Source organism: Chitinophaga silvatica (genome assembly GCF_003419895.1).
GTDB classification, from domain to species: domain Bacteria; phylum Bacteroidota; class Bacteroidia; order Chitinophagales; family Chitinophagaceae; genus Chitinophaga; species Chitinophaga silvatica.
The window spans coordinates 77,780-89,630 of the sequence record NZ_QPMM01000016.1 but is presented as its reverse complement, the minus strand read 5'-3'; the positions used below and the strand labels follow the sequence as shown (position 1 = coordinate 89,630).

8 protein-coding genes and 2 pseudogenes are annotated in these 11,851 nt (G+C 40.6%); 1 reads left to right on the top strand and 9 read right to left on the bottom strand.

What is annotated here, in order from left to right; genetic code table 11:
* Positions 1-4: 4 nt before the first annotated feature.
* The 5 genes from DVR12_RS25335 to DVR12_RS25315 all read right to left on the bottom strand — a co-directional run bounded on the left by DVR12_RS25335 (position 5) and on the right by DVR12_RS25315 (position 9,874).
* Positions 5-268 carry a hypothetical protein gene (locus tag DVR12_RS25335; protein WP_147323541.1) on the bottom strand — a complete coding sequence of 88 codons (264 nt, stop codon included), beginning with the start codon at positions 266-268 and terminating at the stop codon, positions 5-7.
* Positions 269-361: 93 nt separating this feature from the next.
* Positions 362-883 carry a hypothetical protein gene (locus DVR12_RS25330; RefSeq protein ID WP_116978602.1) on the bottom strand — a complete coding sequence of 174 codons (522 nt, stop codon included), beginning with the start codon at positions 881-883 and terminating at the stop codon, positions 362-364.
* Entirely contained in the window at positions 883-5,502 is a 4,620-nt protein-coding gene (locus DVR12_RS25325; protein ID WP_147323540.1) for a DUF6443 domain-containing protein, read from the bottom strand. The genes DVR12_RS25330 and DVR12_RS25325 overlap by 1 nt, the downstream gene beginning before the upstream one ends.
* Before the next feature lie 34 nt (positions 5,503-5,536).
* On the bottom strand, positions 5,537-5,941 hold the full coding sequence (locus tag DVR12_RS25320) for a hypothetical protein (protein WP_116978607.1): 405 nt from the start codon (positions 5,939-5,941) through the stop codon (positions 5,537-5,539).
* An 18-nt stretch (positions 5,942-5,959) separates the two neighbouring features.
* A complete protein-coding gene (locus DVR12_RS25315) occupies positions 5,960-9,874 on the bottom strand; it encodes a DUF5977 domain-containing protein (RefSeq protein ID WP_116978606.1) in 3,915 nt (1,304 codons plus the stop codon).
* Between the two features lie 287 nt (positions 9,875-10,161).
* Between DVR12_RS25315 and DVR12_RS25310 the strand changes: the two are divergent.
* Positions 10,162-10,413, top strand: a pseudogene (locus tag DVR12_RS25310) (hypothetical protein); the annotation flags it as partial.
* Positions 10,414-10,623: 210 nt separating this feature from the next.
* On the opposite strand, the gene DVR12_RS28185 reads toward DVR12_RS25310, so the two are convergent.
* The 4 genes and pseudogenes from DVR12_RS28185 to DVR12_RS25290 form a co-directional block, all read right to left on the bottom strand.
* Positions 10,624-10,761, bottom strand: a complete 138-nt coding sequence (locus DVR12_RS28185; RefSeq protein WP_394337600.1) for a transposase — start codon at positions 10,759-10,761, stop codon at positions 10,624-10,626.
* A gap of 23 nt (positions 10,762-10,784) precedes the next feature.
* A pseudogene (locus tag DVR12_RS28180) lies at positions 10,785-10,904 on the bottom strand (hypothetical protein); the annotation flags it as partial.
* Positions 10,883-11,146, bottom strand: coding sequence for a hypothetical protein (locus tag DVR12_RS25295; protein WP_147323539.1), 264 nt, complete (start codon positions 11,144-11,146; stop codon positions 10,883-10,885). The pseudogene DVR12_RS28180 and the gene DVR12_RS25295, both read right to left, overlap by 22 nt.
* 97 nt (positions 11,147-11,243) lie before the next feature.
* Positions 11,244-11,765: a hypothetical protein gene (locus DVR12_RS25290; protein ID WP_116978602.1), complete on the bottom strand. Its 522-nt coding sequence runs from the start codon at positions 11,763-11,765 to the stop codon at positions 11,244-11,246.
* Positions 11,766-11,851 lie beyond the last annotated feature (86 nt).

Sequence of the window (11,851 nt, the reverse complement as noted above, 5' to 3'; positions counted from 1 at the left end):
ATAGTTATGTTTTCTGTTTGAGATTTTTTACATTTTTTAGCAAACGGGCAGCCCTGGCAGTTTTCGCATTCTTTTTCTTTAGTGTAATGGCTTTACGCCTAATTCGGCCGGTACTCCCTTTCTCTATAATATTTGTAAGGGTATCTGTTTGTTGAGCTATCCGGGTAGTTGTTATCGGGAGATCAATTTTGCCTTCTTCCGGTAAATCCATCTTGTCTATTGCTGTATTGATTATACGAACAAGATGCTGAGGACTGACTTTTTTCAAGTCCGCCCTTTTTAGTTCCACTTGCCATTTTACTTTTTGGTCAGCCCCTTTGAGATTTCGATACTTAAGAAGCAGGAACGTTCCGTACAACTGCTACAACTTGGTAAGTGTTATTTTATCCAGTTCTTTGCCAGTTGCCCACACATCCTGAACGATAAAGCACTTATCCTGGTTAATGCGGAGCCGCATGTACTGATATAAGAGATCAGTACCAACGGGGTCGTATCCCAGTTCAATAAAATAGAAAAGATCGAACCTGTCATAATTTAATTCGAAGTTGAATAAATTGATGCTGGAAGTTCCACTTAGGTTATCTATTGTTGTATCATCTGGTAAATTTAATGATTGCATGAAGAAATCAGCAACGGAAGCGCCCCTTCTCTTTTCGAGCAGGAACCTGACATTTTTCCAACGAAAACCTTCTGCACGATGGGAGTATATAACTTTGGCTTTTCCATGCAGGGAAAAATGTTTTTTATATGCCCTTCCAAGCAGATATTGTTGCAGCTGGAAGGGGCCAATTACTTTATATATTGCCCCACGTTCCAGTGTAAATGGCTCAATCTCAAATCCTTCTTTTTTTAGTGGATACTGTAAGGAAAATATCTCCATCATTATTTTTGGGGTGCTTTAATGGTCCGGTAACTACTGCCATTATTGGGTGCTTTTGGTATGGACCGGAAATTTTCATTATTGAGAATAATATTCAATGGGCCCATGTCACCTGTTTTTAAGAAAAAGAGAATACCCGCTGCAGAACGATGGTTTCCGTCACCAAGATAAGTGTCACCATAATTCTTATATCCGCCGGCCTGACCTTTATACGGATCGAACTTACCATCTTTCATCAGCTGATAGAAGTTGAGCACTTTCGTTGGATCCAACTCGCCCTGTTGCGTACTTTTAAGTCCATTATCTGTAGCATAATCATATATTCTTTTTACTGGAATCTCGTCTAACTTCCCTTCCCACCTTCCGGTCCATGGATTATGTTCTGTATCTCGGGCCTGCTTATATGCTCCTGCGGCACCTGAAATGGCACCTGCAACCATTCCAGTGCCGGCGCCAGAAATTCCATCAGACCAAAATGCATCACCAAGGCTTTTTCCCTGTAAAAATCCCATTCCTGTACCAATTGTCATTCCTGTGAGCCCACCGAGCATGCTGTTTTGCAAACCGCTTTTAATAACAGGGCTAGCAATTTTTACTCCAATTTTTTCAATTACAGGTCCAAGCGCGCCTGATAGTTTTGCACCGACAAAGCTGCTTGCAGCACCGGTCCCTGCGCTGACAAGGGTTTTTTCGAAATCGAATTTACTGAATCCATTCAGGAATAACTGATCTACAGCATTATTTCCTGCGCCTGAAACGGCGCCTCCTGCGAGTGGTCCCGCATAAATTGTCACTTCAGCAGCAGCAGCACCAACAGCAAAGTAGGAGAGTCCTTCCCATAAGTTTGTTACTTTACCGGCCATGGCCTGGCTGACTACATTTATAACACCGCCAATAGCCATTGCAGCTATATCATCAATGAATGCCCATTTCCCATCAGGGTCAATAACCTGGTGGCCATTGTTCGCCATTGCCAGATATGGGCTGGAGAACTGGTTCAATGGATCAGGGCTCAGCCATCTTGATGTTTGTGGATCATAATATCTGGCATCAAAGTCATACCAATCTAGTCCTGAGCCATCCTCGAATTCATTATGTTGGAGCTCTTTGCCCTGGTATAGAACCGCGTTATCGAGTGCTGCATATGCTCTATAGCTGATACCGTCCATTATCAGGCCTCCAGGGTAAAAGTGTGATTCTTCCAGTACCCCAACATTATTGACCGTTACTATGAGGTTATCAAAATATACATCCTGCGGAGTTTCATTACTTGTGTAAACATAGACGTATCCGCTTTTAGCTACGACGATTTCCTCTGGATTAAGCGATTGCAATTGATCTGGTGTCTGTTGCACCTGTTTTACTCCGCTGTTTTCCTCCACCAATTTGAACTGTTCATCAAATAGTACATAGTTCAGATAAGCGCTGGGTCTTGAGATTTGAGCAGGATCATTGTTTCTCTCTTTCAGGCGTTGATAATCGGTATTGTAGAAGTTTGAATTAATAGGACTATTGTTAGCGCTGGCAGATATGCCATGGTCATCTGTTGAAAACTCTCCGGTGCTACCGAAACTTTGGGCGAGTGCATTCAACATATTATCAGTAAGCGGAGCATTTTTCTCGGCAGGGCCATTGGATTTGTAAAATGCTTTTACATTAACATGTAATGTATCTCCAGCCATCACACGCAATACGAGGGATGGGCCAATTGGTTGTCCGCCTTGTTGGGCATTCAGTTTGGCTACAAATTGATTTTCATTGGTTGTGTTGTCTTCTGGATAGCCGACAGGTGTGTTGACCCTGCTGTTTTCAATGTTGCTGAAAAGAGCCGTTTCCTTCGCTGCAGATGCTGTTTCCATAGTAGCAGCATACATTGAAAAGTTGGTCTGCTCTGTCAGTATCATTCTGGTATTGCCTGTATTGTCTTTTACGAAATAGTCATAGACATAGTTGATATCAGGAGTTTGCTTGTTGAACACGGGTCTTACGCGCCCTTCCTCATGGGCGATAAATTGTAAAGTATCGTTTTTGAACACCATATTACCGATGTAGTCAGTATTAATAACTCTTGCAGGCTGACGGGTAATATCAGTAACAATTTTCCTCAGTTTTTTACCTGAAGCATCGTACAGATATTCTATAGTCCCTTTGCCGGTAACCGTTATTTTGTATGGCAGATGCTGTTCGTTGTATAAAACACTAGCAATACCTTTATTCGCGTCTGAGGCCAGATTGCCATTCTGGTCGTAGGTATAGTCTGGTATATTGCTGGCGGTGTTGGCGATCCCATTACCTACAGGTTCTTTAAAGTCGCCCATTTTCGAACTAAAGTCGTTGGATGCATCTGTAGCGTATCTTAACTGGTTACTATAGTCATAGTTCTTAAAAGTAAGGTTGTCGATAATTGTTGGTTGTAATGCTTTCAGTCCATACTGTTTCATAGACAGGATGTTTCCGTTAGCATCGTATGATAAGCCTTCTACGGAAAAGTTAGCAAGATTGTTCGACCAGTTGGTGCTACCAGGATTTTGTTGTGTAAAATTTGCAGACGATAATTGACTGGCGTTATCATATCTGAAATTATAACGTCTTGCAATTTTATCATTCCAGCCTTTCCAGCTTACACCGGAAAGGCTTCCGGTGTATCGAGGGCTGTCAAATCCGCTTTCATAGCCTAACTGAAGACCGAAGTGTTTCCCGTCGGAAGCGGTTCCGTTCAGGTATTCATTGTTAATGCCGGTAAGCCAGTTATGTATATTGTAGTTGTATGAAAGTGTTTCCAGAAAAGATCCGTTCGTTTGTTTTCCCAGTTTTTTTGCACTTAAGCGACCTACGTTGTCATATTCGTAGTTGACTATTTCTTTACTGAAAGATGGGTTGTCATTAACCTGCTTCTTTACAGCAATAAGATTGCCGTTAATGTCAAAAATATTGGAGGTCATTACTTTGGTTTCACGGAAGCCTGCTGACTGGCGATTACTTACGTACTGATAAGTGCTAAGGAGCTTACCGTCATAGCTGTATTGACTAGTGTTTATACTCTCGCCTCCGGTGATATTATCGATTCTTGACTGGATAAGATGTTCTTTCTCGTCGTAGTAGAGGGTTGTGGTTAACCATTCATCTGTTCCGGAAATTCTTATTTTCCGACCAGTACACATTCCTTCTGTATAGTAAATAGGTACTACTGGCAATGGATGGGTATCGTTTCCTGCATTTAGTTTTGGAATGAAGCCTGGTTCAAAAGGCCGAGCTCCGTTAAAGTTATAATTATCATAGTATGTATAGATGATAGGATCGTAATTGCTAATGTTTGGAAGTGGGTTATTTACAATAATTGTTTCGGTGCCGTTTGTAAGATTTTTATCAATGAGGGTTTCAAACTCGCTACCTACACTGCTTTCAAATCCTGGTTCAAAACTGATGCTGTTTGTGGCTTTATAAGATTTTTCTCCTTCCTGAAAATTAGCTACAATTAAGTCTGCTTTACCAGGAACTACATAGGATGCTGAAGTATTGCCTGATGACGCTGTATTCATTAGCGCCTGGAGTTGTTCGCGACTTGAAGCTGAATGATAGAGCGCTGTGATAGTGTTGCGATCCTGGTCATCATAAAAGTTAACGACCCAAATACTCCGTGACAACATGCCTCCGTCTCTATAGAATACCAGTCTGTTTTTGTTGTCATATACCATTTCTACAGGAGCTACATCCGGATTCTTTTTAATTATGACACGCTCTCTTTCGTCATAGCTTAATTTCTGGCAAAGATTTAAAGCTGGATTTATATTCCAGGTTGAGTTGATTAAGGCCACAGCAAGAGGGGGGATGGAATAACGCAGTTGAAACAGGTCGTTATATACATAATAGGTACATAGCCAACCCATGTGGGCTGTGCCGGGGGCGTCAATTGCTTTCAGCTTGCTGAGTATTAGTTTACCTGTATTATCCGTATATGATATAACCTGATGATTATCTTCATCCGTGACAATATTTTTAGTGAGAGTTCCTGCACCGTAAAAGCCAGGAGAATAGGGGATATCGGTATCAGAAGACAGCTCCCATATTCTTACACTGTCCGATACGGTGTTGAGTTGATAGTCGAACGATACGCCGCGATTGGAGCCTTTCCATGCTTGTCCTGGCATCATTTTTTTAAGCGCTCTACCGTGAGGAGATTCTTCATAAGTTATTCCTCCGTAGTAGGGGGCCTGGCCTGGATAGAGGGATGAATTTGCCTGGTTTTGTTCGGTCAACCAGTTGGGTTTATAGTTGCCACTGCCTGAACCCGTATAGGGGAGGTAATGAATATTTTGTCTACCTAGTGAGTCATAAACAAATACCGAAACTTCATCCTGATTTTGAGGAGAAGTATTCTTTCCCACGGCCTGGACGGGTCTGTCGAGTATATCAAAATAGATAGTCGACTGGGTTACATCTGCTGGTGTTTTGCTTTGATCGGTGATGCTTGATGCATCTTTTAAGGGCGCATGTGGCTGCCAGGACCGTGCAAAGCCCAAGGGTAGTTTTGTTGTGTCTTTTACCTGAAAAGCCATTGATGTTAGCGGGATCAGGCATGTAATGACTTTCAGTATTATCAGTTGTTTAATGTGGGTACTCACAATATAGTATTTTGTATAGGGAGTGAATTTTTGTTCAATATTCAGGAATGGCCGAGTAGGATTCTTGCACTTCGATTCCTTTTTCTTTTAATCTTTTTATTGCTGCCTGGTGCTTTGCGTTTTCCAGGTTTTTGTACTGCAGCCATTGATCCGGATTTAAAATTTTCTTCATATCTGTATAGAACGCCTGGTTAATAAAGATCATAGCATAAGGCTGGGCGCTATTGGTGCCAACTGCTCTCAGGCTGTCAGTCTGTTTATTGCGTCTCGTATACAGCGTATAGATTTTATAACACTGTGTATCCGATGCATGTAGTTGTAGCTGTACTGCTTTTGCCATTTTCATAGCCATACTGTCGGATGATAAGACAGATTGGGCATGTGAGGTAAGTGTACCTAAAATGTACAACAGGCTGATGATAGATAATCTTTTTATCATTAGAATAGTCAATTTATATTATTTGATAATATAGCCTCCTGGCTTGAGGACACAATCCACGTTGCATTGTAGTGTATAACAGTCTTGTCCATAGTCAGGGCAATCGGTATATTCATAATAGAAATAAGGCAGAGAGGTCAGGTAAGCGGAGGTTCCGTTGGCGATTACTGAATCGTTCTGATCGCTGGCGCAGTTGTCTGTTATGGCGTAATTCACCTTTAAATTCCAGACTGTTCTGGGCTTGGTGCATGCGGGGTCACTATAGAAGTTAGCATAAATAGCGGTAGAATTATTTGATACCTGTTTATAAATGACTTTTGAATAGACAGTTCCGCATGAGCCGACAACATTAGCATTGTTTTGGCCGTTGGCGGCTGCATCAGCGTTGGCAAGGCTATCAACAGTATATTGGCTTACAGCAGATGTATATTTTCCGGCGGGGATTGTATAAATCACTGTATCTGGTTTCCCATTTGTGCAGCCTTGCTGAATGTAAGAATATCTGCGTTCCTCATTTTTATAAACAGCATTACAATCAGTGGTCTCATTAGCATTACCATAGCATGCCATTTTTGTGATGTTTCCAAATTCGTCTTTTTGAAGTACCTGTCGTCCAAGGTCATCATAGGCGAAATAGGTAATGTTGTTAAGTGGATCGCAGTTACTGGTTATACCCATGAATGGCCATGGCGTTTGTGTGCTCATTTTTGCATTAGTGGGGTATACCCGAAGTTCATCGATAGTGATGTTGCTACCAACTACAGAAACAGTTGTTGTACTTGCATTCAAGATATGTTGGTATAAACTCCAAAGACCTCTGGTTTTGATTTTAGTGCCGTTATTGCCATTGACGGTGGCGCCGTTACCGGTGGACCAATAGGTAACTTTATATTGTTTGCCGGCATTTACAGTAGTTGTTATTTTTCCAGTAAAATTGAATGATTGCCTGCCTGTCATAGCGATGTTGTAAATGATTTTTCCTGTAGGCTCTATCAGCCATCTGCCGTGATTGCCCGATTCAAAACTGGTGTAGGCAATTTCCCCATATCCTGCATTATCTACGTGGGCTAGGGCCGTTTGTTGTTCATTGTCCCATATGAGTGCTTCTTTTCTTTGTGTAAGGTTATCTGTTGTTTCAATTGGTACTGACTTATTATTAAAAATATTATTCGAAGAGACGTTTCTGATATATGTGTTGTTCCTGTTCAATGAATTGGGATTAAAGGCTCCAATGACAGAAAGGGACAAGGGTGTGTTGCTGACAAGTTTGAATACATTTGTTTTTTGAATGCTTCCATTCCCGATTTCCTGGAAATCATTTATCATTAAGTCGGTAAGTATCTCTGTGTTGTTTTTGATGAGCCATTTTTCTACTGAAACGGGTGTGATTATAGTACTGTCTTTCATTCGTTTCAGTGTGCCGCCTGTATTGTAGTCATAAGGATAGTAGAACCTGGTATCCATATACTGACCAAGCTGTTTGTTTATGGTTACCCTAGTGTTTTTCAAATTATTGAACTGATCAAATGTATTGACTGATTCAATCATTGCAGAATCAGTGCCGCTATAGGTGATGTTGGTTGTATTTAAAGGAAGCACTTTTCCAGTTAATGGATAGAAGAATGATGCTGCATAAATATACTCGGTAGCATTTTCCATTCTCCTTTCGGGGTTTAACTTGCAGGATTTATACAGGGTATCCTGCAATTCAGTGGTAGTTGCATTGTATGTGGTTGACGACTGAGTGAGCTTTTTCCCAGATTCGCTGTATGTGGCTACATTAGTAGGAAGCCCCAGCAGCCAATGAGGAACGGGGTAGTTTGCAAAGGGGAAAACTGGTTGTGGAGGAAAGTAATTCATACTCTGGCATGTACTGTATTCATATACCGTTTTACCTGAACCTGTTACAATTTCTTCTACTCTGGCATACCCTATTACGCTTCCATTCACATATTCAAGATTGTTTAACGGAGATGATACTCTGCAAGTAAGTGGGATGCCAGGAGGGCAATATCCGGGAATACAGTATTTAGCGATTATAAATTGATAGTCATAAACAGGTTTGGTCATGACGAAACCTGAAGAATTTCCGGTGGTGGTTTTGTAATTGTACTGTTTTACTATGGGGATAGCTTTACTCGCACTGTCTGTATAGGTTATCTTTTTTATCCTTAGCCCTCCAACCCGGTTAAAGTTGTAATCAACCGCTTCATTTACCCAAGTCACGGTGGCATTGGCAAGGTAGTCATCTGTACATGTGGAAGCTGCATCTTTAGCCCATTTGAGCGTATAAGAACCTGAAGGAAGCGAAATGGATCTTTCATATATTCCATCCGGATAACCAACTGCAAATGCATCTAATATTGTACCTGCTGTATTCCTTATTTCTATATTGGTTTTGCAGGCTGTAACGCTGCCGGGAGGCCTGGTAAGGGCAAAAGTAAATTTAAGAGGTTTGCCGGAGACTGAAGATACAATTATTGGAACACTGTTACTTAACGATGGGCCCATTGTTATAGTGGATGGTTGATTGTAGTAGTAGGTGCCCTCATCATTAATTTCAAAGTCAAATATTGTTTTGTTGCCCCTGGGATACTTTATGGCGGAAAGAGATCCGGCTTTGACATATAATGCATCTGGTTCCCTGTTTGCTCCGGGTAAACCGGCTGCGGCAGGAATATTGGTTGTATTGTTTTTTTTGTTGTAGTAACCCCAATGGTCTTTGTCGAGGTTTCCTGTTTTGGGAACTCCCAAGTCTGAATATGTAAACTCGTAAGGAGGGAACGTTCTGTAGGGATTGTACTGAACCAGACTTTGCAGTTTCAATTTGCTGATATCTGCCGGGCAGCTCAAGCTCTCAAAATTATATTCCTTACCGCTGGTTTCGGTAAAGTATTTATAGTTAAATCTGAAACCGCTGCGGAATGAGCTATCTTTCAGTTCGATGCTTTTCAATGCATACTGCCCGTTTGCATCGCATCTGCTGAATTCAAAATAATTGAAGTTAATAGTCTTATTGTTAGGCAGGGCAATTTGCGAAATAGCTTTATTCCACATTAGTATGTCATCGGCGCTGACTGACTCCTGTGGATCGCCGTAGCCTTCTGTACGAATGGCTGACAGACTTACACGGCTTCTAGTGAAATTGGTGTTATAATTAAAGGTGATCGTATCAATGCCAAAAGGAGAAATTATCTGTTTAAGATACCAGGCAGAAATGTATCCTTTGTACGCATCATAATATGGGCGATTGGAACGTACGGTAATTTCCTTTTCAGAAAAAACATAAGCGCTGCCATCCTCCATTATTATCGAAAATTCATCAATGCTACTTAATGGCGCGTTTGTTATTTGACCTTTTAAGGTGTATCGCACTTTTAAATTTTTTTCGGGGATCAGTACTACCTTTTTATCTTTTCCTATAATGAAAGAGCCCGCATTCCCACTAAAGCTGTATTGATATATATCGTACTGACTATCTATAGAATCTGCCGCGTATTGTCGATCGAGGAACCCGGGTAAAGTGACACCGTTGCGGGACGGGCGTGCATTTTGAGATGTAGGATTGACTGTAGGTGTGTACATGAAGCCCCTTCCCGGACAATCATCAGGAAAGCCTCGTAGTTGTCGTATAATGACGCCACCGGTATTCAGATGCCAGCCTAAACCTGTATTAGTGGCTGGTTCATCAACCTTGATTCCTCCCGCGAAATAGTCCAGCGAGACATTTGTGTTGATGCTGTTACCTTCATAGTTAAAGATTGGGATAGTGATAGATGGTATTCCTGTAAAAAAATTGACCGGGATACTAGCTGATCTTGAAAAAGCGGTTACATCAGCGCTTCCCGGAAGATTATCACCGAAATTTGGAGATTGGGCTGATACAAAACGAAAAGAAAATACGCAGACAAGCAGGAATAGTAGATATTTCATTTAGGTAAAGAGTGAATCCGCCATTTTTCAGTTTAGCAACCAGGATATAGGATATTTAAAAGAATAATGCTGGACAGGTTAATGTGTTAATATGGGTTTACCGTTTTTTGGCGCAATAATACTCTATCCTCCTTTAATATCAAAATGAGTTTATTATTATTTGAGTCTCGAATAGAATAGTGCTTATTAAGGACTAACACGTTATACTATTAAATCGTGTGTTATTGATGAAATAAAAAATGTTGTGCAATCATCTTGGTAAATAACAACAAATACCTAAACGAACGATGCACAACATTAGAGCGAATTTCAGAAAATTCTATAGTATTTGCAAAGAGCTCTTTGCAAAAGAAGTAAATAATTGGCATAATTTTGAAACCGCACCTGCAAAAGGGTATAGCGCTGTGAACAGACGCTGGGTTATTTATAAACTCCATCTCATCATATATGAAAATGCCGCCATCCAGCAAGCAGCTATTACCAAAGCCAATGTGCATGACCTCAATTTCCTAGATCGTTTGCCGGCAAAAAAAACTATTAGGCGACTGGGAATAAATCTCGTGGACGGTTCAGATGATAATAACAATTCTAAAGCAAGAAACTTACTAGCGGGGCTGACCAAAAAGTAAAAATTTGGTCAGCTTATTTTTTGTCAAAATGCACATAAAAACATCTAATTAGATATTTTTATGTGCATTTTGATTTTTATTATCGTTAAAATGAGTTCATTTTAGTCAAAATGCTGGGTTTTATGCAACCATTGCCTGGTTATGGAGTTTGATACAGATTTTCCTTAAGTTATGTGCCATAGCAACAAGCCCAAATGCTGTCTGGACCTTTAATATACCTCTTAGATTAAAACGTCTGAAGCTATTATTCATCTTAATATACCCAAATCAAGATTCAATTTCTACCCCCGTTGTCGTTTTAATGTATCGCCTGTTTTTGGTGCAAGATTCCTTCGTGCCAGCTCTTTATAGTGTTCAAGTACTTCGTTTATTCTAATAGTTATGTTTTCTGTTTGAGATTTTTTACATTTTTTAGCAAACGGGCAGCCCTGGCAGTTTTCGCATTCTTTTTCTTTAGTGTAATGGCTTTACGCCTAATTCGGCCGGTACTCCCTTTCTCTATAATATTTGTAAGGGTATCTGTTTGTTGAGCTATCCGGGTAGTTGTTATCGGGGTATCAATTTTGCCTTCTTCCGGTAAATCCATCTTGTCTATTGCTGTATTGATTATACGAACAAGATGCTGAGGGCTGACTTTTTTCAAGTCCGCCCTTTTTAGTTCCAGGACTTACCAGTTTACTTTTTGGTCAGCCCCTTTTGAGATTTCGATACTTAAGAAGCAGGAACGTTCTGTACAACTGCTACAACTTGGTAAGTGTTATTTTATCCAGTTCTTTGCCTGTTGCCCACACATCCTGAACGATAAAGCACTTATCCTGGTTAATGCGGAGCCGCATGTACTGATATAAGAGATCAGTACCAACGGGGTCGTATCCCAGTTCAATAAAATAGAAAAGATCGAACCTGTCATAATTTAATTCGAAGTTGAATAAATTGATGCTGGAAGTTCCACTTAGGTTATCTATTGTTGTATCATCTGGTAAATTTAATGATTGCATGAAGAAATCAGCAACGGAAGCGCCCCTTCTCTTTTCGAGCAGGAACCTGACATTTTTCCAACGAAAACCTTCTGCACGATGGGAGTATATAACTTTGGCTTTTCCATGCAGGGAAAAATGTTTTTTATATGCCCTTCCAAGCAGATATTGTTGCAGCTGGAAGGGGCCAATTACTTTATATATTGCCCCACGTTCCAGTGTAAATGGCTCAATCTCAAATCCTTCTTTTTTTAGTGGATACTGTAAGGAAAATATCTCCATCATTATTTTTGGGGTGCTTTAATGGTCCGGTAATTATTGCCATTATTGGGTGCTTTTGGTATGGACCGGAAATTTTCATTACCCCATTT

Coding starts and splice junctions, on each gene's coding strand:
- DVR12_RS25330 (WP_116978602.1), bottom strand. CDS start 883: ATGATGGAGATATTTTCCTTACAGTATCCACTAAAAAAAGAAGGATTT.
- DVR12_RS25320 (WP_116978607.1), bottom strand. CDS start 5,941: ATGATAAAAAGATTATCTATCATCAGCCTGTTGTACATTTTAGGTACA.
- DVR12_RS25315 (WP_116978606.1), bottom strand. CDS start 9,874: ATGAAATATCTACTATTCCTGCTTGTCTGCGTATTTTCTTTTCGTTTT.
- DVR12_RS25290 (WP_116978602.1), bottom strand. CDS start 11,765: ATGATGGAGATATTTTCCTTACAGTATCCACTAAAAAAAGAAGGATTT.